Source organism: Klebsiella sp. CN_Kp073 (genome assembly GCF_040065495.2).
In the GTDB taxonomy this organism is placed as follows: domain Bacteria; phylum Pseudomonadota; class Gammaproteobacteria; order Enterobacterales; family Enterobacteriaceae; genus Klebsiella; species Klebsiella aerogenes.
The window spans coordinates 2,653,570-2,679,369 of record NZ_CM198051.1 but is presented as its reverse complement, the minus strand read 5'-3'; the positions used below and the strand labels follow the sequence as shown (position 1 = coordinate 2,679,369).

Annotated in this window: 29 protein-coding genes and 1 pseudogene; 14 read left to right on the top strand and 16 right to left on the bottom strand. The window is 54.4% G+C overall.

The window, feature by feature from the left end; translation table 11 throughout:
- Window positions 1-100 precede the first annotated feature (100 nt).
- Entirely contained in the window at window positions 101-1,270 is a 1,170-nt protein-coding gene (locus ABLV66_RS12910; protein ID WP_213797254.1) for an MFS transporter, read from the bottom strand.
- Window positions 1,271-1,520: 250 nt separating this feature from the next.
- Here ABLV66_RS12910 and ABLV66_RS12905 point away from each other — a divergent pair, with 250 nt between their 5' ends.
- Window positions 1,521-1,694, top strand: coding sequence for a hypothetical protein (locus ABLV66_RS12905; protein WP_162184068.1), 174 nt, complete (start codon window positions 1,521-1,523; stop codon window positions 1,692-1,694).
- A 51-nt stretch (window positions 1,695-1,745) separates the two neighbouring features.
- On the opposite strand, the gene ABLV66_RS12900 is transcribed toward ABLV66_RS12905, so the two are convergent.
- Window positions 1,746-2,624 (bottom strand): DMT family transporter, encoded by an 879-nt coding sequence (locus ABLV66_RS12900; protein WP_289576322.1) that lies wholly within the window; start codon window positions 2,622-2,624, stop codon window positions 1,746-1,748.
- 98 nt (window positions 2,625-2,722) lie between these two features.
- Between ABLV66_RS12900 and ABLV66_RS12895 the strand changes: the two genes are divergently transcribed.
- Both ABLV66_RS12895 and ABLV66_RS12890 read left to right on the top strand, forming a co-directional pair.
- Window positions 2,723-4,051, top strand: coding sequence for an aminotransferase-like domain-containing protein (locus ABLV66_RS12895; RefSeq protein WP_348877214.1), 1,329 nt, complete (start codon window positions 2,723-2,725; stop codon window positions 4,049-4,051).
- Between the two features lie 180 nt (window positions 4,052-4,231).
- Complete coding sequence (locus ABLV66_RS12890; RefSeq protein ID WP_348877201.1) at window positions 4,232-5,398, top strand: YbfB/YjiJ family MFS transporter; 1,167 nt, start codon at window positions 4,232-4,234, stop codon at window positions 5,396-5,398.
- Here the strand turns inward: ABLV66_RS12890 and ABLV66_RS12885 are convergent.
- Complete coding sequence (locus ABLV66_RS12885; RefSeq protein WP_047048199.1) at window positions 5,330-6,217, bottom strand: LysR family transcriptional regulator; 888 nt, start codon at window positions 6,215-6,217, stop codon at window positions 5,330-5,332. The genes ABLV66_RS12890 and ABLV66_RS12885 overlap by 69 nt on opposite strands.
- Window positions 6,218-6,308: 91 nt before the next feature.
- Here ABLV66_RS12885 and ABLV66_RS12880 point away from each other — a divergent pair, with 91 nt between their 5' ends.
- Window positions 6,309-7,367, top strand: a complete 1,059-nt coding sequence (locus ABLV66_RS12880) for an NAD(P)H-dependent flavin oxidoreductase (RefSeq protein ID WP_348877202.1) — start codon at window positions 6,309-6,311, stop codon at window positions 7,365-7,367.
- A gap of 18 nt (window positions 7,368-7,385) precedes the next feature.
- Here the strand turns inward: ABLV66_RS12880 and ABLV66_RS12875 are convergent, their stop codons facing one another.
- From ABLV66_RS12875 to ABLV66_RS12860, 4 genes are read right to left on the bottom strand one after another with little or no spacing between them, the layout of a single operon-like run.
- Entirely contained in the window at window positions 7,386-8,045 is a 660-nt protein-coding gene (locus ABLV66_RS12875; protein WP_161798788.1) for a methionine ABC transporter permease, read from the bottom strand.
- Entirely contained in the window at window positions 8,042-8,833 is a 792-nt protein-coding gene (locus tag ABLV66_RS12870) for a methionine ABC transporter ATP-binding protein (RefSeq protein ID WP_213292570.1), read from the bottom strand. The genes ABLV66_RS12875 and ABLV66_RS12870 overlap by 4 nt, the downstream gene beginning before the upstream one ends.
- A complete protein-coding gene (locus ABLV66_RS12865) occupies window positions 8,830-9,636 on the bottom strand; it encodes a MetQ/NlpA family ABC transporter substrate-binding protein (RefSeq protein ID WP_015366692.1) in 807 nt (268 codons plus the stop codon). The genes ABLV66_RS12870 and ABLV66_RS12865 overlap by 4 nt, the downstream gene beginning before the upstream one ends.
- A gap of 18 nt (window positions 9,637-9,654) precedes the next feature.
- Window positions 9,655-10,683 carry an isopenicillin N synthase family dioxygenase gene (locus ABLV66_RS12860; protein ID WP_348877203.1) on the bottom strand — a complete coding sequence of 343 codons (1,029 nt, stop codon included), beginning with the start codon at window positions 10,681-10,683 and terminating at the stop codon, window positions 9,655-9,657.
- Window positions 10,684-10,979: 296 nt separating this feature from the next.
- Here ABLV66_RS12860 and ABLV66_RS12855 point away from each other — a divergent pair, with 296 nt between their 5' ends.
- A complete protein-coding gene (locus tag ABLV66_RS12855; protein ID WP_047048980.1) occupies window positions 10,980-11,255 on the top strand; it encodes a VF530 family protein in 276 nt (91 codons plus the stop codon).
- A 6-nt stretch (window positions 11,256-11,261) separates the two neighbouring features.
- On the opposite strand, the gene ABLV66_RS12850 is transcribed toward ABLV66_RS12855, so the two are convergent.
- The gene (locus ABLV66_RS12850) at window positions 11,262-12,221 is read right to left on the bottom strand and encodes an AraC family transcriptional regulator (protein WP_348877204.1); all 960 of its coding nucleotides are present in this window, start codon (window positions 12,219-12,221) and stop codon (window positions 11,262-11,264) included.
- 105 nt (window positions 12,222-12,326) lie between these two features.
- Between ABLV66_RS12850 and ABLV66_RS12845 the strand changes: the two genes are divergently transcribed.
- Window positions 12,327-13,526 carry an MFS transporter gene (locus tag ABLV66_RS12845; protein ID WP_213797249.1) on the top strand — a complete coding sequence of 400 codons (1,200 nt, stop codon included), beginning with the start codon at window positions 12,327-12,329 and terminating at the stop codon, window positions 13,524-13,526.
- 193 nt (window positions 13,527-13,719) lie between these two features.
- Here ABLV66_RS12845 and ABLV66_RS12840 read toward each other — a convergent pair whose 3' ends face one another.
- Window positions 13,720-13,968 carry a hypothetical protein gene (locus ABLV66_RS12840; RefSeq protein ID WP_015366686.1) on the bottom strand — a complete coding sequence of 83 codons (249 nt, stop codon included), beginning with the start codon at window positions 13,966-13,968 and terminating at the stop codon, window positions 13,720-13,722.
- Window positions 13,969-14,243: 275 nt separating this feature from the next.
- Complete coding sequence (locus ABLV66_RS12835) at window positions 14,244-15,227, bottom strand: alcohol dehydrogenase catalytic domain-containing protein (RefSeq protein ID WP_063415253.1); 984 nt, start codon at window positions 15,225-15,227, stop codon at window positions 14,244-14,246.
- Window positions 15,228-15,401: 174 nt separating this feature from the next.
- Between ABLV66_RS12835 and ABLV66_RS12830 the strand changes: the two genes are divergently transcribed.
- Window positions 15,402-16,316, top strand: a complete 915-nt coding sequence (locus ABLV66_RS12830) for a TIGR03571 family LLM class oxidoreductase (RefSeq protein WP_063415255.1) — start codon at window positions 15,402-15,404, stop codon at window positions 16,314-16,316.
- Here the strand turns inward: ABLV66_RS12830 and ABLV66_RS12825 are convergent.
- The gene (locus ABLV66_RS12825) at window positions 16,313-17,197 is read right to left on the bottom strand and encodes an SDR family oxidoreductase (RefSeq protein ID WP_015366683.1); all 885 of its coding nucleotides are present in this window, start codon (window positions 17,195-17,197) and stop codon (window positions 16,313-16,315) included. The genes ABLV66_RS12830 and ABLV66_RS12825 overlap by 4 nt on opposite strands.
- Window positions 17,198-17,658: 461 nt before the next feature.
- On the opposite strand from ABLV66_RS12825, the gene ABLV66_RS12820 reads away from it, so the two are divergent.
- From ABLV66_RS12820 to ABLV66_RS12800, 5 genes and pseudogenes are all read left to right on the top strand, one after another.
- A complete protein-coding gene (locus ABLV66_RS12820) occupies window positions 17,659-17,844 on the top strand; it encodes a con-10 family general stress protein (protein ID WP_045394453.1) in 186 nt (61 codons plus the stop codon).
- An 88-nt stretch (window positions 17,845-17,932) separates the two neighbouring features.
- Complete coding sequence (locus tag ABLV66_RS12815) at window positions 17,933-18,433, top strand: YciE/YciF ferroxidase family protein (protein ID WP_063415257.1); 501 nt, start codon at window positions 17,933-17,935, stop codon at window positions 18,431-18,433.
- A gap of 26 nt (window positions 18,434-18,459) precedes the next feature.
- Complete coding sequence (locus ABLV66_RS12810; RefSeq protein ID WP_032705768.1) at window positions 18,460-18,675, top strand: hypothetical protein; 216 nt, start codon at window positions 18,460-18,462, stop codon at window positions 18,673-18,675.
- A 24-nt stretch (window positions 18,676-18,699) separates the two neighbouring features.
- Window positions 18,700-19,206 carry a ferritin-like domain-containing protein gene (locus tag ABLV66_RS12805; RefSeq protein WP_045394448.1) on the top strand — a complete coding sequence of 169 codons (507 nt, stop codon included), beginning with the start codon at window positions 18,700-18,702 and terminating at the stop codon, window positions 19,204-19,206.
- Between the two features lie 264 nt (window positions 19,207-19,470).
- Window positions 19,471-20,055, top strand: a pseudogene (locus ABLV66_RS12800) (alpha-amylase family glycosyl hydrolase); the annotation flags it as partial.
- A gap of 28 nt (window positions 20,056-20,083) precedes the next feature.
- Here ABLV66_RS12800 and ABLV66_RS12795 read toward each other — a convergent pair.
- From ABLV66_RS12795 to ABLV66_RS12785, 3 genes are all read right to left on the bottom strand, one after another.
- Window positions 20,084-21,070: an SDR family oxidoreductase gene (locus tag ABLV66_RS12795; protein WP_228339413.1), complete on the bottom strand. Its 987-nt coding sequence runs from the start codon at window positions 21,068-21,070 to the stop codon at window positions 20,084-20,086.
- A gap of 317 nt (window positions 21,071-21,387) precedes the next feature.
- Window positions 21,388-21,834: a DUF421 domain-containing protein gene (locus ABLV66_RS12790; protein ID WP_045394445.1), complete on the bottom strand. Its 447-nt coding sequence runs from the start codon at window positions 21,832-21,834 to the stop codon at window positions 21,388-21,390.
- A gap of 11 nt (window positions 21,835-21,845) precedes the next feature.
- Window positions 21,846-22,349: a hypothetical protein gene (locus ABLV66_RS12785; RefSeq protein ID WP_047048243.1), complete on the bottom strand. Its 504-nt coding sequence runs from the start codon at window positions 22,347-22,349 to the stop codon at window positions 21,846-21,848.
- A 144-nt stretch (window positions 22,350-22,493) separates the two neighbouring features.
- Between ABLV66_RS12785 and ABLV66_RS12780 the strand changes: the two genes are divergently transcribed.
- Window positions 22,494-22,898, top strand: coding sequence for a YdeI family stress tolerance OB fold protein (locus ABLV66_RS12780; protein ID WP_045394442.1), 405 nt, complete (start codon window positions 22,494-22,496; stop codon window positions 22,896-22,898).
- Window positions 22,899-22,913: 15 nt separating this feature from the next.
- A complete protein-coding gene (locus ABLV66_RS12775) occupies window positions 22,914-23,078 on the top strand; it encodes a hypothetical protein (RefSeq protein ID WP_074165369.1) in 165 nt (54 codons plus the stop codon).
- A gap of 37 nt (window positions 23,079-23,115) precedes the next feature.
- Here ABLV66_RS12775 and ABLV66_RS12770 read toward each other — a convergent pair whose 3' ends face one another.
- Window positions 23,116-24,261: a trans-sulfuration enzyme family protein gene (locus ABLV66_RS12770; RefSeq protein ID WP_348877206.1), complete on the bottom strand. Its 1,146-nt coding sequence runs from the start codon at window positions 24,259-24,261 to the stop codon at window positions 23,116-23,118.
- A gap of 9 nt (window positions 24,262-24,270) precedes the next feature.
- On the bottom strand, window positions 24,271-25,647 hold the full coding sequence (locus tag ABLV66_RS12765; protein WP_165430647.1) for a pyridoxal-phosphate dependent enzyme: 1,377 nt from the start codon (window positions 25,645-25,647) through the stop codon (window positions 24,271-24,273).
- Window positions 25,648-25,800 lie beyond the last annotated feature (153 nt).

Below are 25,800 nucleotides of genomic sequence, written 5' to 3'. Positions count from 1 at the left end.
GATGGGGTATGGTCATAATACCTACTATTTGTAAGGATTCCCCGCTGTTTTTTCTGAAAATCAAAAACAGGCTTAACGCGAGTTGTAGTTACACTGAGCTTCAGATCCCTCGACGAACCCGAAGTAGCAGGATAAATGCCATGGCGACCACTACCGCGGCCAGCAGATATAGCGTATCGAGCGCATAATAACCCGCCACCCAACCGGCAACCGGGCCGGTCAAACCCAGCGCCAAATCGAGAAAGGCTGAATAGGTGCCTAGCGCCGTACCCTGGTTTTGTTCTTCTACCTGTTTCACCGCCTCGACGCCCAGCGCCGGGAAGACCAGCGAGAAACCAGAACCGGTGAGGAATGCGCCAATACCGGCGACCCACGCCGACGGCGCCTGCCAGATAATCAATAATCCAAGACACTCCACTACGAAGCAGACAAGCGACACCGGCACGCCGCCGTAGCGGGTAATGGTGTTGCCAAGGATCAGGCGTATACAAATAAAACCGATGCTGAAGAGAGAGAGCGTGAATGCAGCGCCTTGCCAGTGGTGAGCCGAAAAATAGAGGGTGATAAAGGTGGCGATGACGCCAAAGCCGACGGTACCCAGCGCCAGCCCCAGCCCGTAGGGCCAGATCCTGCGCACTACCACATGGAATGGCGCTCTCACTCCGGCGGTTACGCTGACATCCTGTCGCGTGCGGGCAAACAGCAGGCCAATTAGCGCAACCAGCACTACCACTACGGCAAAACCGCTGATGCCAAAATAGCTATTGAGCATCACCCCCAGCGGCGCGCCGACGGCCATTGCCACGTAGGTCGCGACGCCATTCCATGAAATCACCCGCGAGGTGTGAATCGCGCCAACGGTTTTAATGCCCCATAACGTCGCCCCGGTGGCGGTAAAGCTTTCTCCCACGCCGAGGAAAACCCGGCCAATCAACAGGGCACTGACGGCGAGAAGCGGTATAGCTTGCAATATCACCGCCGCGAGGGTGAAGACTCCGCTTAACATGCAGCAGATGATGCCGAGGCTAACGACCTTTTTCGGCCCCCAGATATCGGTATAGCGGCCAGCGTGAGGTCGACTTACGAGCGTTGAAATGTACTGCAGGCTGATAACGACTCCGGCGATTAGCGTACTGTACCCGAGCTGATAGTGGATGTAGCCGGGAAGCACCGCCAGCGGCAGGCCGATGGAGAGATAGCAGATACAGGTGAAAACCACGATGGAAATAATACGCAGGTTAAGCTGAGTGGTGCTAACAGAAGTGGTCATAACGCTAAGTGTTTAAAACGAAAGGGAGGATAAGCATAGCGCAAGCGCGGCGACTCCGGCGAGCGGGCGAGCATTTTATGCCAACGCTCGGTTCATTTATTGGCAAAATGACCGATAATATAGCTATACAGATGATAAATAACGCCCATATTATTTTTTAGAGTGATACCTGAGTTTGAAAGGGAAATGGATGAGTGGCCAGTCTTAGGATGGAGCACGGCAATCTATTTGCTTCCCGGAGGTCATCGCGATGAAAAAATTACTTATATTGCTCATTGTTTTTGCAGCATCCGCCTGTTCAGGAGGTTCCTCATCATCCTCGGGGATGGCGCCTGGTCAGGGCCTTGATTCGCAAACCTGCATGAACGACACCATTGATGCTAACAGCGCCTGCGGCCATTCGGTTGCGCCACAGTTTAATTGATAGAAGACAGCCTGAGAGAGGAGCGCGCCTCAAATCAGGATGCCGACTATTTTAACGGGCAAAGCGCTTCGAACCGATCACGCAGAAAATGATGCCAAGCGTGACGACTACCATCAACGGGCTCACTGCTTCATGAAGGAGCAGCGCCGCCAGCGCCAGGCCGAAAAAGGGCTGCAATAGCTGGAGTTGACCGACCGCCGCAATACCGCCGATTGCCAGTCCCCGATACCAGAAGATAAAGCCTACCAGCATGCTGAATAACGAGACATAGGCCAGCGCCGTCCATGCAGACGCACTGATACCACTGAAGCTGACGGGAAGCGTTAAGCCGCAGGCTATCAACATCAGGGGTAGGGACAGGAGCAGCGCCCAACAGATGACCGCCAGCCCGCCAAGCTCTCGGGTGAGGCGCCCCCCCTCGGCATAACCCAATCCGCAGACCACTACCGCCGCCAGCATTAGCAGATCGCCCGCGACGGAGATCCCGGCATTACCGGCCAGCGCGAAACTGGCCACCAGCACGCTGCCCAGCAGCGAGAATCCCCAAAAGGCAGGGCGCGGTCTCTCACCACCGCGGATCACCGCGAAAATCGCCGTCGCCAGCGGCAATAACCCAATAAAAACAATTGAGTGTGCGGATGTCACCCGCTGTAGCGCCAGCGCCGTCAGCAGCGGAAAGCCGATGACCACGCCGCCGGCAACCAGCGCCAGTGAACGCCATTGTCCCGCTTGCGGGCGCGGCAGGCGTAAAAGCCAGATCAGGCCCAGCGCAAGCACACCGGCAATCGCACCACGACAGAAAGTCAGGAAAAAAGGATCGAATTCCTGCACGGCGATGCGGGTGGCGGGTAGCGAGCCGCTAAAAATAGCGACGCCGATAAAGCCGTTTATCCAACCGGATATGGAAGTGGAAGCGCGACGGTTGTGCACGTGAGACCTCTTTGTAGTGATAGTTAAGGTGGTTGACCGGGTCGATAGTAGGTCGCACAATTCATGACAATCAAATAATTGTCATGGATACAATGACGATGAAAAACCGCTATAAATCTCTGGTTGATCGCTATGCGGCAGCAATCCGCAGCGGTGCGCTGGCGGCTGGCAGCCAACTGCCGACCCATCGGCAATTGGTCGTTGAACATGGAATTTCTCTGGCTACCGCGACGCGGGTCTACAGTGAACTGGCGTTAATGGGGCTGGTCAGCGGTGAAACGGGACGCGGCACTTTTGTGCGTGAACTGAGCTTGCCGCCGGGGCTGGGTGTCGATCAGCACGCCATTGCCCCGGATATGATCGATCTTAATTTCAACTCTCCGGCGTTGCCGGAACAAACCGTTCTCCTGCGCGAGGCCTTAAAAAAGCTATCTGGCGCGGGCGATCTGGAGGCGTTGTTACGCTATCAACCGCACGCCGGACGCATGAGCGAACGGGAAATAGTGGCCCAGCATCTTAACAGACAGGGTATTGCGGCCAGCGCCGGGCAGGTCGCTATCGTTAACGGCGCTCAGCATGGGCTGGCGGTCACGCTCGGCGGCCTGCTGCGTCCCGGCGACGTGGTTGCGGCAGATGCGTTGACCTATCCGGGATTTCGCGCCCTCGCCAGGCTCTATCAACTTGAACTGGTTGCTATCCCGCACACAACACAAGGGCCGGATCTCGATATGCTCCGCAGCCTGTGTGAAAAACGGCGGGTAAAAGCGATTTACACCATGCCGACGCTGCATAACCCTCTCGGCTGGGTAATGAATCTGGCGCAGCGTAGTCAACTGGTTGATATTGCCCGCCAGTTCGATTTGTTCCTCATTGAGGATGCCGCCTATGCATGGTTGATTGACAACGCGCCGCCGCCGCTGATGTCTCTGGCGCCTGAGCGTACGGTCTATGTGTGCGGTTTTTCAAAAAACATCGCCACCGGTTTACGGGTTGGCATGGTGGTATGCCGCGAGGGGTTAATGCCGGCGATAGAGCGGACGATCCGCGCCACCAGCTGGAATACGCCGGCTTTAACGACGGCGCTGGTCTGCGGCTGGATCCAGGATGGGACGCTGGCCCGACTCGAAACTATAATGCGCGCAGATGCGCGGCAGCGGCAGGCCATCGCCCGTCAGGCGTTGGCTGGCTTACCAATGATTGGCAATGAAAATGCCTGGTTCCTTTGGCTGCCGTTGGGCGAGGAGATCCGCGCCGATCGCGTCGTGAAACAGCTGCTAACCATGAATATCGCTATTTCCACCGCCGAACCGTACAGCGTCGGCCGTGATGTGCCGCATGCTTTACGTCTGGCGCTGGCGTCACCGAGTCTCGATAAACTGAGCGCCGCGCTGAAGATAATGCGGCCCATTATCGAGTACGGCGTTTAACGACCATTTGCTCCTGACAACCATCCTTCGTCTCTAATCGAAGTATCTTGCGGTTGGTGCTTTTACTCTTTGCCTTAGCGCGACGACTTGCTCGGCGCATTATGCTATTTCATAATAAAAAGAGAATTAAAATTAAATGATATTCTCTTTTTGAGATTAATTTTGCAAGGGGTAACGGAGATGCGACAAATCAGGCCGCAGATAAACGCTTTCTTATTAGCGCTGGCAGGGGCGACGGTATTAATGATTGGTATGGGTTACGGCCGCTTCGCCTTCACCGGGATCCTGCCGGTGATGTTAAGCGATCAGATCCTGACGCTGCGTCAGGGTAATCTGGCCGCCTCCGCTAATTATGCCGGATACCTGCTGGGAGCATTGTTGCTGGCGAAGGCAAAGCCGGAGCAGGCGACCAGAATGAATATTGTCTCGGTCATTCTGACCCTAATTTGTCTGGCGCTACTGGCCTGGCTGCGTTCGCCGCTGGCTATCATTATCCTGCGCGGGTTGGCCGGGGTACTCAGTGCGGTAACGCTTATCTCCGCCTCGTTATGGCTACTGCAGCATATGAAACATCATAACGGCGCGCCGGTACTGTTTGCCGGTGTCGGGATGGGGATCTTTTTATCGGCGGAGTTTATTGCCGCCGGTAAAGCGCTGGCGTTTAGCAGTCAGCAAATCTGGCTACTGTGCGCCATCACGGCGACGGTGCTGTTTTTATGCGCCTTGCGCGGATTATTAAGCCCGGCGGATTCGCTGCTGGCGTTACACCGCGGGGCCGCAACAGCGATGCCGAGCGACAATGGGCGCACGAGCGATGCGGTAAAATTGCTGCTGATTTATGGCCTCGCGGGTTTCGGCTACATCATCACCGCGACCTATTTGCCGCTGTTTTTGCACGGCGCGCTATCGGGTATCGACCCGGTGCACCTGTGGGCGGTATTTGGTCTCGCGGCGGTACCTTCCTGTTTTATCTGGCACCAACTTGTACTAAAAATTGGCTATCAGCGGGCATTTTGTAGCAATCTCGTTATTCAGGCCTTCGGCGTGGCCTTACCGGCATGGAGCCACTCATTCACCTTTTGTCTGTTGAGCGCGCTGCTGGTTGGGGCGACCTTCCTTGGGACGGTAACCATTGCCTTGTCAGAGGGCAAGCGGCTAAATCAGGCGGTAAAATTTAATATGATTGCTGCGCTCACGGCGACTTACGGCGTCGGGCAGATAATCGGGCCGCTGGTCGCCGATGGGTTATACAGCCTGACGGGATCGTTTAATCCTTCACTATTGACGGCCAGCGGCGTGTTGCTGGGAGCCGCCGGGCTGGTTGCCTGTGGCCGGCGTCAGCAATAACTGGCGCAGGGCGTCGAGAATAGGCGACACATACCCGCGGCGCCAGATAAGCTGGGTGGCGGCCTGGGTCACGTATTGCGTCTGGCAGCCTGCGGGCAGCGTGAGCAGGGCCAGGACGCTTTCCGGGAGCAAACAGGCGTAGCGACCGGTGGCGACGTTGGCCATCATCGCGTGATAGGAGCTGACATCGACGATGTCCACGTGCGTTCCCGTCTGCTGCAGATATTCGATGCCGCGCTGGCGGTAGGAACATCCTGCCGGGAAGGCGGCAAAGCGGTAGTCGCGCCCATCAACAGGGGCGATCAGGACCAGCTGTTCGATGAAAAGCGGTAGATATTCAAGCGTTTGTGGGCATTGAAGGCTGCCGTCAGGACCGGCCGGCAGTGAAACCAGCGCGCAGTCCAGCGTTGCGTTTTCGACCAGTTCAGTCAGCTGACGGGTGGGCATGGTACGCAATGTCAGGTCGGCGTCCGGACAGCGTTGCTGAAACAAAGGCAATATGGCCGGCAGGCGGCTGGCGGCGCAGGCTTCCATCGCGCCGAGTTTTAACGTCCCCGCGGGCCGTGCCGGGTGCAGCGCCAGTTTGGCCTCTTCGGCAAGGCTTAAAATTCGCCGCGCGTAGCTGAGAAAGTTTTGTCCGGCGGGTGAAAGCAGCATCTTCTTGTTTCCGCGCACGAAAAGCTCGACTTCCAGCTCCTCTTCAAGCTGCTGAATGCGCGTGGTGATATTGGATTGCGCGCGACCAAGTTGTTTCGCCGCCTGAGTGACGCTTTGCGTTTCGGCCACCAGTTTAAAGATCAGTAATGTGGTGTGGTTCATATTTTTCTTCTCAATATGACAATGCAGTTGATCTTATCATCTTAAAAAGAGATGGTTAATGTCTCACATCGCAAATTGCGCAGGATCGTCAATGAATCAACATTTAATGCAATTGCTTAATATTCGTTACCCGATTATTCAGGCGCCGATGGCGGGCGTGTCGACGCCGGCCCTGGCTGCGGCGGTAAGCAATGCCGGGGGATTGGGATCGCTTGGGCTCGGCGCGTCGACGGTTACGCAGGCGCAGGCGCTTATTGAACAAACCCGGCAGCTCACCGAACGTCCCTTTAACGTCAACCTTTTCTGTCATACGCCGTCGCGCCGCGATGCTGTTCAGGAAGCGCAGTGGCTGGCGCGGTTGGCTCCGGCGTTTGCCCGCTATCACGGCACGCCGCCGAAACAGCTTAACGAGATTTATCAGAGCTTCCATCAACATCAATCCATGCTCGATATGCTGCTTGAAGAGAAGCCGGCGGTGGTGAGTTTTCATTTTGGCGTGCCGTCTTCAGAGGTTATTCGCCGCTTCCAGCAACAGGGAACGGTGACGATGGCGTCCGCCACCTGCGTCGCGGAAGCGCGATTAATTGCGCAAGCGGGTATTGATGTCGTTATTGCGCAAGGGTATGAGGCCGGTGGCCATCGGGGGATTTTTGACCCGCACGGCGACGATCGTCAAATGAGCACCTTCACTCTGCTTCAGGCACTACTGCGGGCCGTCGATTTACCCATTATCGCCGCCGGCGGCATTATGCATGGAACGGCGATAGCCAGTCTGATGCAGCTCGGCGCGTCGGGCGTTCAGCTGGGAACCGCGTTTTTATTATGCCCGGAAGCGGGTATAGATAGTGGATATCGACAGGCGCTCACGCAAAATAGTGACGTTGTCACCTTTTTGACGGCGGCCATTTCGGGTCGGCCAGCACGCTGCGTTAAAAATAGCTGGAGCGAAATGGTGGCTTCATTCAATGAACGGGACATTCCCGCCTATCCGCTCGCTTATGACGCCGGAAAAGCGCTGGCGACGGCGGCAAAGGCGCAGGGCGATCATGGTTTCGGCGCGCACTGGGCGGGACAAGGGGTGGCGATGATCCGCGAAATGCCGGCGGCTGACCTGGTCAGGGTTCTGGTGGTAGAAGGCGGCCTGCAGTAGCCGCCTGCGAATGATAACTTAGCGGCGATGGGCAAGCTGTCGTACCAGCCTGTCGCCGATCATTTGTACGCCCTGAACCATCACCACCAGAATCAGTACCGTACCGACCATCACCTGATCGTTAAAGCGCTGATAACCATAGCGAATCGCCAGGTCTCCAAGCCCGCCGCCGCCAATGACGCCCGCCATCGATGAAAAGCCAATCAGCATCACGATAGTCAGGGTGATCCCGGCAAGCAGGGTCGGTAGCGCCTCCGGCAGCAGCGATTTAAAGATAACGTGCCACAGATTACCGCCCATCGACAGAATGGCTTCAATGCGCCCGTAATCCACTTCATCCAGCGCGTTTTCGGTCAGCCGCGCGAAAAACGGAAAAGCGCCGATAGTAATCGGCACGACGGCCGCGGTGCTGCCCAAGGTGGTGCCGATAATCAAACGGGTGAAGGGGATCAGCGCAATGAGCAGTACAATAAACGGCAGCGATCGGCCAAAATTTATAATCGCCCCCAGCAGCGCATTCAGTTTCGGCATCGGCGCCAGGCCGTTGCGCCGGGAGACAAACAGTAACACGCCGACCGGCAGGCCGATTAAGATGGTAAACAGCGCCGCCAGCCCCACCATATAGAGGGTTTCAAGGCTGCCTTCCCATAATAAGGGCCATAAATCTTCCCAGCTCATGCGACTACGCATAAAGGCCTCCCGTGAAAGCCGTGGCGGGCAAGGAAATCTTGCTCCGCCTGCGGATTATGCAGTAGCGACTGACGTAATCTGGACCACGGCGCCACCAGCAGATCGGCGATTTTCCCGCTCTCGATGACTTCGCCATGCTCCAGCAACGCCGCGTGATCGCACAGCGTTTTGACGACTTCCAGCTCATGGGTAATAAGCACGATAGTCAGATTGAGCCGCTGATTGATATCGGCCAGTAACGCCAGCACCGAGGCGGTGGTTTCCGGATCGAGGGCACTGGTTGCTTCATCGCATAGCAGCACATCCGGGCCGGCCGCCAGCGCGCGGGCGATGCCGACGCGCTGCTTTTGACCGCCGGAAAGCTGGGATGGAAAGGCGGTTGCTTTATCCGCCAGTCCAACCAACTCCAGCAACTCGAGCACGCGTTCGCGGCGCGCACGTTTGTCGACACCGGCGATTTCCAGCGGTACCGCGACGTTGTCAGCCACGTTGCGGGCATGCAGCAGGTTGAAGTGCTGGAAGATCATTCCGGTGCGCAGACGGTGCTGACGTAAACCGGCTTTGTCTAACTGAGTGATATCCTGTCCGTTCACCACAATCCGGCCCGTAGAGGGCCGTTCGAGTAAATTGAGACAGCGGATCAGCGTGCTTTTGCCTGCGCCGCTGCGCCCGAGAATGCCATAAATCGCGCCTTTCGGGATCTGCAGCGACACGTCGTTCAACGCCGGTCGGCCTGTTCCGGCATAGGTTTTACTCAGCCCGACGACCTCAATCATGATTGCGGCGCTACCGGGATAACCGAGCCGTTATAGTTTTTGCGAATAAACTCGGCAACCTGCGGTGAGGTGAGATCTTTGGCCAGCGCTTTAATGCGTGGGTCATTAGCCAACTGCGGCGTCGTCACCAGGATATTGGCGTAGGGGTTGTTGTTCGCGCTCTCCAGTCCTAACGCATCTTTCGCCGGTACCAGTCCCGCCTCCAGCGCGTAGTTGCCGTTAATAACCGCTAAATCGACATCGTCTAATGAACGCGGGATCTGCGGTGATTCAATTTCGAGGATCTTCAGATGTTTGGGGTTTTCCACGATGTCTTTCGGGGTGGCTAACGTGGTCGCCGGGTTGGTGAATTTAGCGCCGAGTTTGATTAATCCCTGGCTTTGCAGCAGGAACAAGGCGCGACTGAGATTGGTGGTGTTGTTCGGCACCGCGACGGTCCCGTTTTCCGGAACGGAATTAAAGTCTTTGTGCTTACGGGAATAAATACCCAGCGGTTCAATATGCACTGTGGCAGCGACGGCAAAAGTCTTACCCAGCGCTTTTTCCTGGTCCTTCAAATAGGGAACGTGCTGGAAGTAGTTGGCATCAACATCGCCATTCGCCAGCAGTTCGTTGGCGTTGACGCCGCTGGTGAGTTCGACCACTTTGATATCGAGGCTGGGATCGATTTTTTTGATGTAATTGAGAATCTCAGCGTGCGGCACCGGGTCAGCGGCAACGCGCAGCGCGGCGGCCTGGGCGGATGTCCATGCCAGAGAAAGAGATAAAGCGACCCCTGCCAGTTTGAATGCGGCATATTTCATGTTGTTATCCTTATTAAATTAAACGATCAGTTGCTCAGTACGTTCGCGAAAAACATCCTGGTAATAACGTTCGGCGACGTCCGGGTGGGAACGCAGCCGCCCTTTGAGGTAATTCCAGCCAACATCCCGCAGCAGCGGATTTTGCGGATCGCTATCCGGGCCGAGCGCTTCCTGCGCCAGATGGGCGGGCAGGCGGTACACCGGCACCACGGCATCGAGCTGCGCGCCAAGAAAGAAGGCGATAGAGAGACGTTCCTGTTCTGCCGGCGGCGAGACCACGCGATGAACGGTGGCGCGCAGATAACCATTAGTCGCCAGCTCAAGCAGCTCGCCGATATTTACCACAAAGCTGCCCGCCAGCGGCGTGGCATCGATCCAGCGGTCCGGCGCGACTTCCACCTGCAGTCCTTTTTGCTCGTCCTGTAACAGGAAGCTTAAGAATCCGGAATCTTTATGCGCGCCGACGCCCTGGGAGCTTTTCGTTTCACGCTGTCCGGGGTAACGAATCAGTTTGATATGTTCATTCGGTTTATCGCCATACAGCGCGTCAAAGGCGTCGGCAGGCAACTGTAGCGCTTCGGCAAACGCGCGCAGCAAGGTCATCCCGACGCCGGTCATCGCCTGCTGCCAGCCCAGTAGAGTGGGTTTCAGTGACGGTAGCGCGGCGGGCCATAAATTCGGTCCCTGCAGGCGCTGCCAACGTGGCGCGTTTTCGGCGAGAGTTAAAGCCGGGCGTTCAGCGCCGATATCAAACTGTTCGCGCCAGTCCGGCTGGCCGCGAGTGAGCTCGGAAGCTGCGCGGTTATAGCCGCGAAAATGGGGGGAGTGAATCATCGCCACCTGCTGCTTTTCGCTATCATCAAGGGCAAAAAAGCGTCGCGCCTGGCGTTGAACTTCAGTTTGCAATCCGGCGTCCACGCCGTGATTAATAAGATAAAAGAAACCAATATCGCGAGCGGCCTGGCGGAGGTCGGCAAGAAAACCGGCCTTTTCAGCAGGATTGCTATAGCGGGCCAGATCGAGAATCGGCAAAGTCGTGGCGTTCATTGTGTTCTCCGAAAACGGGGTACGGGTCATTGGCTATTGAGTGATTCTGGGTTCGGCAACAACAACGGCGCATGATGATTTCCTCTGTCGGGTAGATGAGCTCAGCTTGCCTTAGCGCAATTTTTTCGACCAATAACGTTCTTTTCTAATTTATGACCGCGGTGGGTTCAGTGCTTTTGCGAAAAACGGATAAGGAGAGAGGAAACCGCGTGGACGTGATGTAAAAAATTAGCGGGATGTTGCATGATGCCGCCGCGGTCCGTATGGTGAGCGAAATTTTTCATGCAGGAAAGACAATGCACACGTCAAAAGATCCGCTTCACGGCGTGACGCTCGAAGCGTTACTCACTGACCTTGTGGCCAGATATGGCTGGGATGAACTGGCCAGACATATCAAAATCAACTGTTTCAAAAGCGATCCGAGCATTAAGTCGAGCCTGAAATTTCTGCGCCGCACGCCGTGGGCGCGTAAAGAAGTCGAAAACTTTTATCTCGATTCGCTGGAAGGGCTTATCGACAAATCTACTGCCTCTGCCGACGCTGGCCCGTGGGCCAACTGGCAGAAGAAGTAACGCTTATCAGGTTACCGCTTGTTCATTGACACCATTGCGCAGCGCTCCCGGCGCTTTGCCGGTAATGCGTTTAAAAGCGCGGCTAAACGCGGCGAGCGAGTTGTAGCCGAGGCGGAAGGCGACTTTTTCCAGCGCTTCGCCTTCGTGGCTGATGTACTGCACCGCCAGGCGCATGCGTAATTCCGTCAGGTAGCGGGCCGGCGTGGTACCGGTGGCGGTGAGAAAACGTTCGGCGAATACCGAACGCGACAGGCCGGATTCGCGGGCTAAGTCTTCTACCTTCCAGTTGACGCCGGGCTGCTGATGCATAGCGTATATCGCGCGCGATAGCTTCGGGTCGCGCAGTACCTGTACCCAGCCGGTGGCGTTACCGCAGCCGCATTCCACCCAGGCGCGGACGATCAGCGCCGCGACGACGTCGGCGAGACGTGCCAGAATGCCGGCATAGCCCACCTGACGCGTCAGGGATTCACGCTCCATTGCCGCCAGCAGCGGCTGGATTTCCGGGCGGGCGTTTAACAGGCTACTCACCAGCATCACCTCCGGCATGGCCCGAACCAGCGGCTGCATTCCGCCTAATTCAAAATCCATACAGGCGCTGAAGACAACCGCATTTTCTTCAGTATTAACGCAGCCCGCGTTTTTGACGCAGGAAACCGTCCCGCAGACCGGTTTGCTGTCGAGCTCCATCACGTTCACCCGCGCGGCTTTGCTATCTGAGAGCAGAGCATGCGCATCGCTATTGGGAATAAACACCGCATCGCCGCTCTCAAGCGAGAACTGTTTACCGTTGCTCATTTGTAGCAGCAGCGGGCCGCGGCTGACAAAATGAAACTGCGCTTTGCCAGGAACCGAATTAAACTCCACGCCAAAAGGACGAGAGGTTTCAATCCGTCGGTATTTCACTCCCGACAGCCGCATGCCCTGTAACAGCTCGCTGGTCAGATCTAAGGTTTGCAGGCTCATCTTTTTTTCCGGACGAATAATCAATAATTGCAGAGTATGTATCATATATCGTCTTAACGGAAGCCACTAAGCTTGGCGAATGTTAATGATTCTGGAGAGATGTATATGAGTTCTTGCATTGTCGCTGAAGAGAGCGCGATTAACGCCCGTCCGGCGTGGCGCGCCGTGTATGCGCTGGCGCTGGGGGTCTTCGGCCTGATCGTCGCTGAATTTCTACCGGCCAGTTTACTGACGCCGATGGCCAGCAGCCTGGGCGTGAGTGAGGGGATGGCCGGACAGGCGGTGACCGCCACGGCGTTAATCGCTCTGGTGACGGGGTTATTGATTACCTCTGCAACCCGCAATATCGACCGGCGTTGGGTGCTGATGTTCTTTTCCGTATTGCAAATCATCTCCAGTCTGATTGTGGCCTTTGCCGGTTCACTGGAGTTCCTGCTGCTGGGACGCCTGCTGCTTGGCATCGCTATCGGCGGCTTCTGGGCGATGTCGACGGCGACGGCGATGCGGCTGGTACCGGCGGCGATGGTGCCGAAAGCGCTGGCGATTATCTTCTCGGCGGTGTCGATTGCCACCGTAGTGGCGGCGCCGCTGGGTAGCTATCTGGGCGCGCTCATTGGCTGGCGTAACGTCTTTATCATCTGCGCCGTACCGAGCCTGGTCGCGCTACTGTGGCAGCTATGGGTACTGCCGTCGATGCGCCCGGAAAGTGCTGGCAGCTTTAGTACGCTCTTTAAGGTACTGCGGCGGCCGGGAATGGTTGGCGGTCTGCTGGCTTCGATTTTGATTTTTGGCGGCCACTTCGCTTTCTTTACCTATCTGCGGCCATTTCTCGAAACCGTGGCGCTGGCAAGCGTAGAAGGGGTATCGTTGATTTTGCTGGGGTTCGGCGTGGCCAACTTTATTGGCACCTCGATTGCCGGGCATCTGCTGGCGCGCAGTTTGCGGATGACGCTGGCGCTGGTTCCACTGGCGATGAGCGTGCTGGCGCTGATGATGGTGCTGTATGGTCATATTGCGCTACTGGATGGTCTGTTGGTCGCTCTGTGGGGATTTGCATTCGGCCTGGTGCCGGTGGCCTGGTCAACCTGGCTTGCCACCACGGTACCGGATGAAGCGGAAAGCGCAGGGGGATTATTAGTCGCGGCGATCCAGTTGGCCATTAGCGCCGGGGCTGCCGGCGGTGGGGCAATATTTGATATCAGCGGCGCCAGCGGCGTATTTACCGGCAGCGGACTGTTATTATTAAGCGCCATGCTGATTGTCTTTATTGGCGTCAGGGTGACGCCGCCGGTCAGAAACAATTAATGATTAAACGCGCCAACTGGCGCGTTTATTTTTCTTCAGGCGCAGCGAGTACTCATTTTATTATTATAAAACGAGCGGGTAATTGATGAGTTGAAAACTATGTATGCTTTCCCGCATGAATGCGGTTGCTGGCCTCAGCGTTTTGTCAGGTGGCTTCCATCACAGATTGGGCGCTATGTTATTAATTATTCTGTTAAATAGCGTCTGTCAGTTGGTCAACGATAACTTTACCGCTGTTATCAAACTGGGTAATACGAAAATTAACGTTCCACGAGCGACGAGTATTAAATTTATCAAACAGGGAGACGCGGCCTTTTTTCTTACCCTCTTTATTGAGGATCACCCACTCAGTCACTTCGGTATACTGCTGGCTAGGTTGATGACCGCTTTGTTGTTCAACTAATTGGTCTTCAGAATCCAGTTTTAAATAATCGCGTAACATTTCGCACCTCTTTGTTAATGTTTTTTTAACGTTACTCCTTTTTTTGATTCTTTCAATCTGAGTTTTTAATCGATGTGTGTGACTATTAGTCGGCGATCTAGCTGGTATATTTTTGCTATTCACTCTGCTGAATATCAGTTCATTGTGACCATCCTGCACCAGACCAATCTAAGGACGCGAAGCGATGGATGCCTCATCCAGCGGAAAGGGCCCGTTGGATTTGGCATCGATTACCCGGTTTTTGGGATTGAGGTTATTCATCGTGCTGATGGATATTACAGCACCGCTACGTACTTAATACCGTTATTGTTCTGTTTTAGCCTTTCCAGCGCCTGCGGGATCTCGTCGAAGCTGACGCTTTCTATCGGCGGCATCACCAGTTCGCCGCGGCCTATCTGCTGCAGCATGCTTTCCCCGGCCTGACGTAATCGACTCCACTGTCTCTGGGTACCGTAAGGATGGATTGCCGCCAGCGCGACCTCATGTAGTGAGATACTGGTAGTAAACGCCGGTAGCGGCGCGTGCTCGAGCCGGTCCTGTATACAGACCAGATGGCCGTAGTAGCCCAGCAACCCGGCAAGCGAAAGGGCATTTTGCTGGTTTACGGTATCGAAAGCGGCGTACAGCGATTTACCCGCCAGCGCGCGTTTTAACTCCTGCGGCCACGAGGTATGGTGATAATCAAAGGCCTGAATCACCCCGCGAGCCAACAGTTTCGCGTGATGCGTGGCGCTGGCCGTGACGTAGACGTTAGCGCCGCTCTCAATCAGTAACTGGCTTAACAGACTGCCGGCAGCGCCGCCGCCGCCGCTGACCAGTACATTCTCGCCAGCCGGAAGGGGGATCTTTTGCGCTGCCTGCCACGCCGTCAGACCAGGGCAGGGTAGCGCCGCAGCGGTGAGGTCGCTGATGTGGTCGGGAACCGCAATCACCGCCTGGGCGCTGACTAACGTATGGCGGGCAAAGCTACCGTCAAAACGCAGGTCAGTGTGATACATCACACGCGTGCCGGGACGAAGGTGGCGGGCGTTGCGGCCAACGGCGGTAATCACCCCCATGCCGTCGACGCCGGGGATCTGATCCTCCTGCCAGGCGTCGGAGAGACCAGCCATCAGCTTCCAGTCGACCGGATTAAGGCCAATGGCGCGGTTCTCGATCAGCACCTGATCGTCAGCGGGTGTGACTAACGTTTTCTCATGGCGTTCGAGCAGAAGCGGGGAGGCGTGCTTTTTCCACAGCCAGGCGTCGGTTTTTATCATTGTTTCTTCCTCTGGTGTTGGTGAGCTATCCATTTAAACAAAATCAGAACTCAAGATAATTCCCTAAATAGCAATTATCTATTGCGATTAGTGCTGTTTATTGCAATAGCATTCCATGAAACACTTTGCTCATATTTTCAACGTGATACCGCCCGGCGGTTGACGGAGTGACCTATGAGCATCGAAAAATTAACCCAGCAGCCGCTAACGATTGGCGTTGAACTGCCGCTGGACAATGACTGGTCAACAAGCGGACAGCTAAAACGGCAGCGCGACGGGCGACCGTTTGGCGTGCCGGATATGAGCGAGCACGCGGAGCGCATTAAACTGGCGGATACGCTCGGTTTTCGCGCCGCCTGGATCCGCGATGTTCCGCTGTACGATCCGCAGTTTGGCGATGCGGCTAACGTCTTTGAAGCCTTTACCTACCTCGGCTATTTATCGAGCCTGACGCAAAATATTTTACTGGGCACGGCGGCGGTTGTGTTGCCGCTACGTCAGCCATGGCTGGTACGTAAAGCCGCCGCCACGGTGCAGGCGCTCAGCGGCGACCGGCTGCTATTGGGCATCGCCAGCGGCGACAGGCCGGTCGAATACCCGCTATTTGGTGAAGACTACGCCAGCCGTGGCGAGCGTTTCCGTCACGGCGTGAGCGTGCTGAAGGGGGAGACCGATCGTCAACTGGAGCCGGGCCTGCAGTTATTGCCAGCCAAACCGACTCCGCCGCTGCTGGTTGCTGGTTTGGCACAACAAACGGCGCAATGGGTAGGCAGTAATATGGATGGCTGGCTCGCCTATCCAGGTCAGCCTGACGAGCACGTTAGCCGCGTCAGGCTGTGGCGCCGGGTAGCGGGCAAGAAACCCTATATCAGCTTCATCCACCTGGATCTGCAAGATGACCCCAATGCGCCGATTCAGCGCCATCGTTTCGGCATCAGCAGCGGCCGCTATGGTCTCATTCAGGAATTGAATGCGATGCGTGATGCCGGCGTGAACCATATCGGCCTGCATTTCCGCCGTAACCAGCGTCCGCTGGCGGAGACGATGCAGGAGATTGGCGAACTGGTGCTGCCGACATTCCATCATTAAAGTACGCCGTCACCGCCGTCAGAACACCAGACCTGGCCGGAGGCATACGAGCAGGCATCAGAGGCGAGGGTGACATACAGCGGGGCGATCTCAACGGGTTGCCCTGGCCGCCCCAGCGGCGTATCGCCGCCGAAGTTTTGCACTTTTTCTGCCGGCTGTCCGCCGCTTGACTGCAGCACCGTCCAGTACGGGCCGGGAGCGACTGCATTGACCCGAATCCCACGCGGCCCTAACTGCTTGGCCAGCGATTTGGTGAATGCCACCAGGCAGGCTTTGGTCTGGGCGTAATCCAGCAGAATTGGGCTCGGTTTAAAAGCCTGGACCGAAGAGGTGTTGATAATCACGCTTTGGGCTTTGAGGTGCGGTAGCGCGGCTTTGGTTATCCAGAACGGCGCATAGACGTTGGTTTTGAAAGTAGCATCGAAATCGGCGGTGGTGAGTTGCTCAATTTTTTCACAGTATTGCTGACGTCCTGCATTATTCACAACAATATCCAAACCGCCAAGACCGCTTACCGCTTTTTCCACCAGCGTTTCACAGAAGGATTCCACGCGAATATCGCCCGGTATCGCCACCGCGGTACGGCCTTCCGCTTTGATAAGCGCGATAACGGCGTCCGCATCGCTCTGTTCTTCCGGCAGATAGTTAATGGCAACATCCGCGCCCTCGCGGGCAAAGGCGATGGCCACGGCGCGACCAATCCCGGAATCTCCGCCGGTAATCAGCGCTTTCTTACCCTGTAGCCGTCCTGAACCGCTATAGCTGACTTCACCATGATCCGGTGTGGGTTCCATTTCGGCGGCCAGGCCGGGAGGCGTTTGCGGTTGATCGGGGAAAGGGGGTTGTGGCCAATGGTTGGTACGCAGTTTGTCATTATCCATAGCAATCTCCTTCACAGAAAAGAGTAATGATAGAAGACATGCGCAAGTTTTTAAAAATACAGCTGGAGTCTAAATAGATATATTCCCGGTTTTTTACGGGGCAACTGTTTGATATAAGAGGTTTTGCAAACTGATGTCTTTGCTGTGGTTTTTAGGATTATTCAATGATGAAATATTTCGAATTATAATCTTTAACATTTTTTACATTACACTTTTTATCTCGGCGGGATAGTTTTTTATTTATCCTGCGGTTGCGTTTATTTCTCTCATAAAATATCACTTTATGCCGCTAAGTTGTTATTTTGCGGCTTCGCTATTTATTGTTTAATTAATTTTGTGGTGGCTTTTAATTAATTATTAGTGAATTGCTTTTTTTAGTGGTTACGCCATGCTTAGTTTTCGACGGCGATGATTTAGACCGATAAATCATCATTAACTAACCAAGCTAAAAGGTAACCATTATGGCAGAACATAGAGGCGGTTCAGGTAATTTCGCAGAAGACCGGGATAAAGCATCTGAGGCCGGACGTAAAGGCGGTCAGCACAGCGGCGGGAATTTTAAAAATGACCCGGAACGTGCATCCGAAGCCGGTAAAAAAGGCGGTAAAAACAGCCATGGCGGCGGCCGTAAATCCGGTGATAGTTAGTTTGTGAATATAAATGATTTGATCTGGAAACTGCTGTTAAAAATACCCTGCGGGTCATCCGACCCGCAGTTTTTAAAAGGTGTGATTTATGAAAATTAAAACCATTGAAGATATTTTTACCCATTTATTATCGGATACCTATAGCGCGGAAAAACAGTTAACCCGCGCGCTGGCTAAACTATCCCGCGCCAGCGCATGTGAAGAGCTACAAACCGCATTCAGCGCTCACCTCGAGGAAACGCAGGGCCATATAGAACGTATCGATAAACTCCTCGAACAAAATGATCAAATTCGCCTGAAACGGATGAAGTGCGTGGCGATGGAAGGGCTTATCGAAGAGGCCAACGAAGTGATCGAAGCGACGGAAAAGAACGAGATCCGCGATGCTGCGCTGATAGCCGCCGCGCAGAAAGTTGAACACTATGAAATTGCGGCCTACGGTACGCTGTGTACGCTGGCAGAGCAGCTCGGCTATAAAGCCGCGGTGAAACTGCTGGCGGAAACGCTGGAAGAAGAAAAAGACGCTGATATGAAATTAACGGACATCGCCGTTGGACACGTCAATCAGGATGCCCAACAGTCCGCTTAATCCTATCTAAGGCATCAGGCAAAAAAATGAGTCTTAGTCCGGTTGTAATAAAAAGGTGTCATCTCGTCGCGGCGATAATGTGGTTTGTACTGGCTATACCGTCGGTAATATGGTGGAAAGACAGTGTCCTGTGGGTCATCATTATTAGTATTTATGCAAATATTGTCGGCCACTTATCAGGGTATAGCGCAGCGCGAGCCGACCAGGCCGCAGAAGAAAATGAAGATAAGGCTGAAGAGTAATTATCTTTTTATAAAGAGGTTGTTATGACTGATATTGAAAACTATCACGATTGGTTGCGTGACGCGCACGCTATGGAAAAGCAGGCTGAATCAATGCTTGAATCAATGGTAAAACGAACCGACAGCTACCCGGAATTATGTACCCGCCTTGAGCAGCATCTTTTTGAAACCCGTCGGCAAATTACCGTGCTGGATGATATTATTGCGCGCAATAATATTTCCCGCTCGGTTCTTAAAGACTCAATGAGTAAAATCGCCGCGATGGGACAATCTATTGGTGGAATGTTTCCACAAGATGAAGTGGTGAAAGGGGTGATCAGCGGTTACGTTTTCGAGCAGTTTGAGGTCGCCTGTTATACCTCCTTATTAACTGCCGCGCAAAAGGTCAACGATCATGATTCGATTGCTGATTTAGAAAGTATTCTGGCGGAAGAAAGAGGCATGGCCGAATGGTTGCTGCATCATATACCCGATATTACGGAGCAATATATTATTCGCTCCGAAACGCCGGGTTTTGATGCCAAGCGTTAGCGGCAAAAGGTTTATAAATGATACGCCTCCTTGCCATCTTGTCACGAATTAACCAAAGCTCGCTGGCTCTAACGAGGGCGGAAAAGCAGATTATGTTAGAGATAAATTTCAGCGAGCACTGTCAGTGTCCGTCATTGACCCCGAGGCAGCAAATGATGGTAGATAAACTTGCCACACGTCCGAAGCCTGCGCAGAGAAAATAAGAGCTTATACCTCGGGTATGCTTCGGGCGCTCGTGATGTTCTGCTGATACGAGGGGGAATAATGCCTCGCCAACCGTGGTTTCAAAACGCTGTAATTTATCAGGTTGATACCTCGCTGTTTTATGATGCCAATGGTGATGGCTGTGGCGATCTGGCCGGGATAAGGCAAAAACTCTATTACTTACGTAGCCTTGGGGTGACGGTATTGTGGTTAACCCCCTTTTATCTGACCCCATTTCTCGATGACGGTTACGATGTGCAGGATCATCTGCAGCCCGATCCGCGTTTTGGGCAAATTAGCGACGTTATTCGACTGATTGATGACGCGCGCGAATTGGGGATACGCGTAATCATCGAGTTGGTTATCCAGCATACCTCTTCGCAACATCCCTGGTTTCAAGAGGCGCGTAAAAACAGGCATTCTCCTTTCCGGCCATATTATCTCTGGGCCGATTCGCCGCCCAAACAGGACGATCCGCCAATGTTTCCCGGTGTCGAAAAGAGCGTCTGGCGCTGGGATCAACAGGCGGGACAGTATTATCGCCACATATTCTATCGCCACGAGCCGGATCTCAATCTGGTGCACCCTCCGGTGATAGACGAAATTGACAATATTGTGCGTTTTTGGCTACGCGTAGGGATTACGGTTATCGCTGGTTTAGCCGCCAGCACGATTAACGGCGCTTGCGCGGGCGGCGTAGTAGTCCGCGTAATATCATCAGTCCAAATGCGATCCCTACGCCAGATGCGATTTTACCAGGCAAATCGGCGCTGACGTTAAATGAACGCTGGCGAGCGCCGGCGCTAAATTTCCCGCGAGTGCTGTGCTCGCCCCGCACGGCAGAGTAGAGATCGTCTGGCTTTTCGCTACGTTTCGCTTGCGCTGTCAGCTGACCTTCCCAGGCTTTGTTAACCATCAGGCGGTCAAGTAGTGAAGGGAAGAAAAACTGGCCAACGATGGATTGAATGGTGCTTTTACCTACCCACAATTCGCGAACGGGGCGCTGAACGACGCTAAAAATCGCCTCTGCCGCCACCTCCGGCTGATAAACCGGGGGAACGGGCTGCATCTCTTTATCCATTTTATTCCTTGCCCAACCAAACTGTGTCGTATTCATTCCGGGCAGTTGCACCATGGTTAATTGGATCCGGCTGCGTTGATGCATCAGTTCGGTTCGCACTGCATCGGTAAATCCGCGAATCGCCGCCTTCGCGCCGCAATACGCCGATTGCAAAGGGATGGAACGCCAGGCAAGCGCGGAGCCCACCTGGATTATTATCCCGCGGTTTCTGGGGCTCATGACTTCCAGCGCGGCGCGTGTGCCGTTGACATAACCCAGATAGGTCACCTCCGTCACGCGGCGAAATTCCTCATCACTCATCAAATGGAAGGGCGCTAACACCGTGGTCATAGCATTATTAATCCACACTTCAATGGCGCCGAGCTGGGTTTCGATTTCCGCCGCGGCTTGCCGCAGCGAGCGGGCGTCAGCGACATCAGCGCTGATAACCTGCGTCCGCACGCCGAACTGGCGGCATGCGTGTTCGGCCTCCTGTAACCCACTTTCATCGCGCGCAATAATCGCCACGTCATAGCCGGCTTTCGCAAAACGTAGCGCCGTCGCTTTACCGGCGCCCGCACTACCGCCGGTGATAACCATTACCGCCATAGTCGCCTCGATTGGTCTGAACATGGCATTTCGCCATGGTGTATTGGTCATGAGTAATTGAGTATTATTGATTCATTGCTGGCTGGTGGTCGGAAATATCTGAGAGTACTTATTATGGCTAACAAGCGATATTATTTATAATGGCAATGGATAAATTTCGTGGTAACGCTACCTTTATAATTCAATGCCGCAAGGTTGGAGGGGTATGTATATTAATTATGTTGCTGAAAAAGAAGAGGACGACCCGACACGGGCACCTGAGTCGGGAGATAAACAACCGGAACGTGATAAACGTGATAAGTAACGTCTCACGTTTCGGTCGGAATAATTGAAATCTGGCCGTTACGTTCGAGGATCGCAAATTTAATCTTCTCAAGTTGATATATACCATGGTGCTGTCGCGCGGCGAGCAATATGTCATCCACAGAGATATTGACCATTTTCATTTTATCGTCAGCGACAACACCATTTTCTACGACGATCGTCGGCGAACCATCAAGATAATTCTCAGCCTGCGAAAAGCGTTTCTTAATATAGCCAAATAAAATATCTACGCTGACCAGCGTGACAATCGTCAGCATTGAACCGGTGACAGAATAGTCGGTACTGAGCATGGCCTGCTGGGTGGCCTCACTGATAATCAGCAGTAAAATCAGATCAAAACTGGTGAGTTGCATAAGCGTTCTTCTGCCAGCAACTTTAAAAATAATCAATAAGATAAGATAGATTGCGACGGCTCTGAGCACCATTTCCATCGTTGTGGCTCCTACGGAAAGACAAATTGGTTAAAGGTGACGGCGGGTTGCTGATTCGCCTGCAGTGTCGTGGAAAGGTTGCCGAAAGTTTTTGGCGTGATGGATAACCACACTGAAAGCGGCGCGCCACGGCTATTTTCATTGTAAACCAGGATCAGATGACCGTTAGCGCTGTACATTTTATCGGGCTGCGGTCGAATATCGCCAATTTGGTAATGGCTTAATAACGTGGGTGAAAAATCCACTGAGGTATGAGCGAGGCTACTGTTTTTCACCTGAATATTGACTTCGGTTTCGCTCATTAGTCTGGCAAAACGGTCATAGTCTACCGTTAACGATGAAGCGGAATTCTCATGATGGGCGGAACTCAGGATGCCAGATGAAAATAAACCGCATAATGCAGCAATGATAATAATGGCGAGAAAAACCACCCCGTAGCGCCGGAAGTTATACTCGAAGCGTAGCGCCTGTAGATTCTCGTTTATCTCTGGCGGATCCTGTTGATTATTGTCCATTATTTGGGCTCCAGCATGATGTTTATATTTAACGCAGCGATAGCGACGTTGTTATTTTAGCTGATATCAGAATTATTGACGTTGTTAAAATCGCTATCAGCGGCCAGACTTTAATAACAGTCTGCTGACATGAAAGGTGAAATAATGAGGAAAAAGCTAATCGCGACACTCTGTTTGTTACTCACCGCTGGCGTCTGGGCTGAAGAAAAGGGCGGTTTTAAAAACGATGCCGCGCCGCCGCCACCGCACCAGCTGGACGACGGCTATCGCGGTATGGAGGATGGCCGGATTATGACCATTGAGCAGGCGAAAACCATGCACGACGGTGCGACTATTTCCCTGCGCGGCAATGTGATTAAGCATGAAGGCGACGACCGCTATCTGTTCCGTGATAAAACCGGCACCATTGCGGCCATTATTCCGGCAGCCGTTTTTGATGGTCAGGAAATCAAGCCGGACAAACTGGTGAGCATTAACGGAAGCCTGGATAGCAAAATGACGCCGCCGCTGGTGCGGGTTGATAAGCTGCGCCAACAGGCGCCCAATTAACCGGAGAGCCAGACGATGAGCAGAGCGCATCACCATGAACTGGATAAACGCGGTAAACACCCGGCGCGCGAAGAGCCGGGTAAACACGGTGAGATCCCACGTAAACGGGATGATAGCGACGATCACAAAAGCGATCCCTATCATCCGACGGAAAACGCCAAAGCGGTATGTTTCTGCTGAAGCTCATGATACCCCGCGCGGTGCGCGGGGTTAGCGTTTACTCACGTAACGCGTTTCGCCAGTCAGCAATCAGGTCTTGCGGATCTTCAATACCTACCGAGAGTCGGATCAACTGCGGCGTTATGCCATTCGCCAGCCGCTGTTCCAGCGGAATGGAGGCGTGCGTCATGCTGAATGGCTGGCTCACCAGGCTTTCCACGCCCCCCAGGCTTTCCGCCAGCGTAAATAACCGTAGTTTTTTGATGATGCGCCCGGCGTAGTCATCATCTCCTTTGACCACAACGGAAATCATACCGCCTGGCAGGGCCATCTGTCGGCGAGCCAGATCGTGATGAGGATGGCTGGCGAGCCAGGGGAACCACACTTTCTCGACCTGCGGCTGCTGCTCCAGCCATTCCGCCAGCAGCAGAGCGTTGCTGCTATGACGTTCCACCCGTAGAGCCAGGGTGCGAATGCCGCGCAGGGTCAGGAAGCTGCTGAATGGGTCAAGTACGCCGCCGACGGCGTTTTGCAGATAGCCCAGCTTCTCGGCCAGCGCGGAGTTGTCGCCAACCACCGCCAGACCGGCAACCACGTCCGAGTGGCCGTTGAGATATTTGGTCGCCGAATGCACCACGATATCAAAGCCCAGTTCGATAGGGCGATGAATGATCGGTGAGGCGAAGGTATTATCGGTGACGCTGATAATGTTATGTCGACGGGCAATCGCGGCGATGGCGGTAAGGTCCGCCAGCTTTAATAACGGATTGGTCGGCGTTTCTACCCAAATCATCCGTGTATCAGGGCGGATTGCGGCTTCGATGCCTGGCAGATCGTCAGGTTTGACCCAGGTGACCTGTAACCCGGCACTACGACGGCGAACATTTTCAATCAGTCGGTATGTGCCGCCATAGACATCATCTACCGCTACCAGATGACTGTCCTTATCCAGCAGTTCCAGTACCGTGGAAATAGCTGCGAGGCCTGAAGCGAAAGCAAAACCCCGGCTACCGCTTTCCAGCTCAGCGATGGCCGTCTCCAGCGCGTGGCGGGTTGGATTACCACTACGTGAATATTCATAGCCGGTATGCTGACCCGGCGCGGGCTGGGCAAAGGTGGAGGTGGCATAAATCGGCGGCATCACCGCGCCATGCTGGTCGTTAAAAATGCCGCTATGGACGCTGAGCGTCTGTAGGTTTTTCATGTTCGTTCCTTATTGTTCCAGTCGGTTACGCCAGGTGGTCAGGACGTCGCTACGGGTGATCAGGCCGATAAACCGATCGTTATCGGTGACGACCACGACGTGTCCACGGTCGAAGATATCTTTAAGCGCACTTTCCGGGGCGTGCTTATCCAGGGTTTCGACATGGCGGGTCATCGCCTCTCTGACCGGCAGCGCGAAACGCTGGCTGTCGCCCTGGACGTGGCTTATCAGATCCCATTCGTCGACGATGCCTACCACGTGACCGTTTTCCAGCACCGGCAGCTGGGAAAAATCGTACAGGCGCATACGAGCAAGGACGGCAGCCAGCGTATCGTCGGGCGCGGCGGTGACGGTTGCGCCTTCGTCATGACGCAGGGCAATAAAATCGCTAAGATCGCCGCGCGTCGGACGGCTTAGCAGACCTTGCTGGCGCATCCAGTCATCGTTGAACATTTTCGACAGGTACTTGTTACCGCTATCGCAGGCGAAGGTCACCACCCGTTTAGCGGTGGACTGCGCCTGGCAGTAACGCAGGGCTGCTGTCAGCAGGGTGCCCGTTGACGATCCGGCGAGGATACCTTCCACCTGCAGCAGTTGCCGGGCGGTGGCGAACGCTTCACGATCGGTCACCCGCCATGCTTTGCGTACTTTCTCCAGATGGGCGAGCGGGGGAATAAAATCTTCGCCGATCCCCTCCACCAGCCAGGAGCCGGTTTCACCGTATTGCCCGGTCTCTACCTGATCCGCCAGAATCGACCCCGCAGGATCGGCAAGAATAAATTCGGTTTTCGGCGAATGCTCCGCAAACCACGCCTGCAAACCGCCCAGGGTACCGCCTGAGCCGACACCGACCACCACGGCGTCAATATCGCCATCGAGCTGCTCAAACAGCTCCGGCGCGGTAGTGGTGGCATGAGCCAACGGGTTGGCTTCATTGTTGAACTGGTCAATATAAAACGCGCCCGGCGTTTCCTCCGCCAGACGGCGGGCGTAGTCCTGATAATAGGCGGGATGGCCTTTGTTGACGTCCGAGCGGGTTAACTGCACGGTGGCGCCCAGCGCGCGCAGATGGAAAATTTTCTCGCGGCTCATTTTGTCCGGTACCACCAGGATCAGTTTGTAGCCTTTCTGGGCGGCAATCAGCGCCAGCCCCAGCCCGGTATTACCGGCGGTGGCTTCAATGATGGTGCCGCCGGGGCGCAGTTTTCCCTGGCGCTCGGCTTCATTAATCATCGACAACGCCACGCGATCCTTTATCGAACCGCCGGGGTTTTGGTTTTCCAGTTTCAGGAACAGGCTGCACGGGCCGGTATCCAGTTTATGCAGCTGTAACAGCGGGGTATGACCAATCAGGTCGCTTACAGAGTGAAAGAGTGACATAACCATTTACCCATTCGTATCGAGATAGCTGAATGGTAGAACTGTAAAAACGGCATTTTAAAGAACATAAATCTGCCGTTTAGCGCAAAATGGAATATAAGATGCTTTTTAGCCATCCAGAAGGAAAGCAGGTTATCCGCCCGGGCGTATCGATTGCTG

What these genes read in the sequence shown, in the direction of transcription:
- ABLV66_RS12910 (WP_213797254.1), bottom strand. Translation starts at nt 1,270, where the DNA reads ATGACCACTTCTGTTAGCACCACTCAGCTTAACCTGCGTATTATTTCC.
- ABLV66_RS12905 (WP_162184068.1), top strand. Translation starts at nt 1,521, where the DNA reads ATGAAAAAATTACTTATATTGCTCATTGTTTTTGCAGCATCCGCCTGT.
- ABLV66_RS12895 (WP_348877214.1), top strand. Translation starts at nt 2,723, where the DNA reads ATGAAAAACCGCTATAAATCTCTGGTTGATCGCTATGCGGCAGCAATC.
- ABLV66_RS12890 (WP_348877201.1), top strand. Translation starts at nt 4,232, where the DNA reads ATGCGACAAATCAGGCCGCAGATAAACGCTTTCTTATTAGCGCTGGCA.
- ABLV66_RS12885 (WP_047048199.1), bottom strand. Translation starts at nt 6,217, where the DNA reads ATGAACCACACCACATTACTGATCTTTAAACTGGTGGCCGAAACGCAA.
- ABLV66_RS12880 (WP_348877202.1), top strand. Translation starts at nt 6,309, where the DNA reads ATGAATCAACATTTAATGCAATTGCTTAATATTCGTTACCCGATTATT.
- ABLV66_RS12875 (WP_161798788.1), bottom strand. Translation starts at nt 8,045, where the DNA reads ATGAGCTGGGAAGATTTATGGCCCTTATTATGGGAAGGCAGCCTTGAA.
- ABLV66_RS12870 (WP_213292570.1), bottom strand. Translation starts at nt 8,833, where the DNA reads ATGATTGAGGTCGTCGGGCTGAGTAAAACCTATGCCGGAACAGGCCGA.
- ABLV66_RS12865 (WP_015366692.1), bottom strand. Translation starts at nt 9,636, where the DNA reads ATGAAATATGCCGCATTCAAACTGGCAGGGGTCGCTTTATCTCTTTCT.
- ABLV66_RS12860 (WP_348877203.1), bottom strand. Translation starts at nt 10,683, where the DNA reads ATGAACGCCACGACTTTGCCGATTCTCGATCTGGCCCGCTATAGCAAT.
- ABLV66_RS12855 (WP_047048980.1), top strand. Translation starts at nt 10,980, where the DNA reads ATGCACACGTCAAAAGATCCGCTTCACGGCGTGACGCTCGAAGCGTTA.
- ABLV66_RS12850 (WP_348877204.1), bottom strand. Translation starts at nt 12,221, where the DNA reads ATGAGCCTGCAAACCTTAGATCTGACCAGCGAGCTGTTACAGGGCATG.
- ABLV66_RS12845 (WP_213797249.1), top strand. Translation starts at nt 12,327, where the DNA reads ATGAGTTCTTGCATTGTCGCTGAAGAGAGCGCGATTAACGCCCGTCCG.
- ABLV66_RS12840 (WP_015366686.1), bottom strand. Translation starts at nt 13,968, where the DNA reads ATGTTACGCGATTATTTAAAACTGGATTCTGAAGACCAATTAGTTGAA.
- ABLV66_RS12835 (WP_063415253.1), bottom strand. Translation starts at nt 15,227, where the DNA reads ATGATAAAAACCGACGCCTGGCTGTGGAAAAAGCACGCCTCCCCGCTT.
- ABLV66_RS12830 (WP_063415255.1), top strand. Translation starts at nt 15,402, where the DNA reads ATGAGCATCGAAAAATTAACCCAGCAGCCGCTAACGATTGGCGTTGAA.
- ABLV66_RS12825 (WP_015366683.1), bottom strand. Translation starts at nt 17,197, where the DNA reads ATGGATAATGACAAACTGCGTACCAACCATTGGCCACAACCCCCTTTC.
- ABLV66_RS12820 (WP_045394453.1), top strand. Translation starts at nt 17,659, where the DNA reads ATGGCAGAACATAGAGGCGGTTCAGGTAATTTCGCAGAAGACCGGGAT.
- ABLV66_RS12815 (WP_063415257.1), top strand. Translation starts at nt 17,933, where the DNA reads ATGAAAATTAAAACCATTGAAGATATTTTTACCCATTTATTATCGGAT.
- ABLV66_RS12810 (WP_032705768.1), top strand. Translation starts at nt 18,460, where the DNA reads ATGAGTCTTAGTCCGGTTGTAATAAAAAGGTGTCATCTCGTCGCGGCG.
- ABLV66_RS12805 (WP_045394448.1), top strand. Translation starts at nt 18,700, where the DNA reads ATGACTGATATTGAAAACTATCACGATTGGTTGCGTGACGCGCACGCT.
- ABLV66_RS12795 (WP_228339413.1), bottom strand. Translation starts at nt 21,070, where the DNA reads ATGGTTATCACCGGCGGTAGTGCGGGCGCCGGTAAAGCGACGGCGCTA.
- ABLV66_RS12790 (WP_045394445.1), bottom strand. Translation starts at nt 21,834, where the DNA reads ATGGAAATGGTGCTCAGAGCCGTCGCAATCTATCTTATCTTATTGATT.
- ABLV66_RS12785 (WP_047048243.1), bottom strand. Translation starts at nt 22,349, where the DNA reads ATGGACAATAATCAACAGGATCCGCCAGAGATAAACGAGAATCTACAG.
- ABLV66_RS12780 (WP_045394442.1), top strand. Translation starts at nt 22,494, where the DNA reads ATGAGGAAAAAGCTAATCGCGACACTCTGTTTGTTACTCACCGCTGGC.
- ABLV66_RS12775 (WP_074165369.1), top strand. Translation starts at nt 22,914, where the DNA reads ATGAGCAGAGCGCATCACCATGAACTGGATAAACGCGGTAAACACCCG.
- ABLV66_RS12770 (WP_348877206.1), bottom strand. Translation starts at nt 24,261, where the DNA reads ATGAAAAACCTACAGACGCTCAGCGTCCATAGCGGCATTTTTAACGAC.
- ABLV66_RS12765 (WP_165430647.1), bottom strand. Translation starts at nt 25,647, where the DNA reads ATGGTTATGTCACTCTTTCACTCTGTAAGCGACCTGATTGGTCATACC.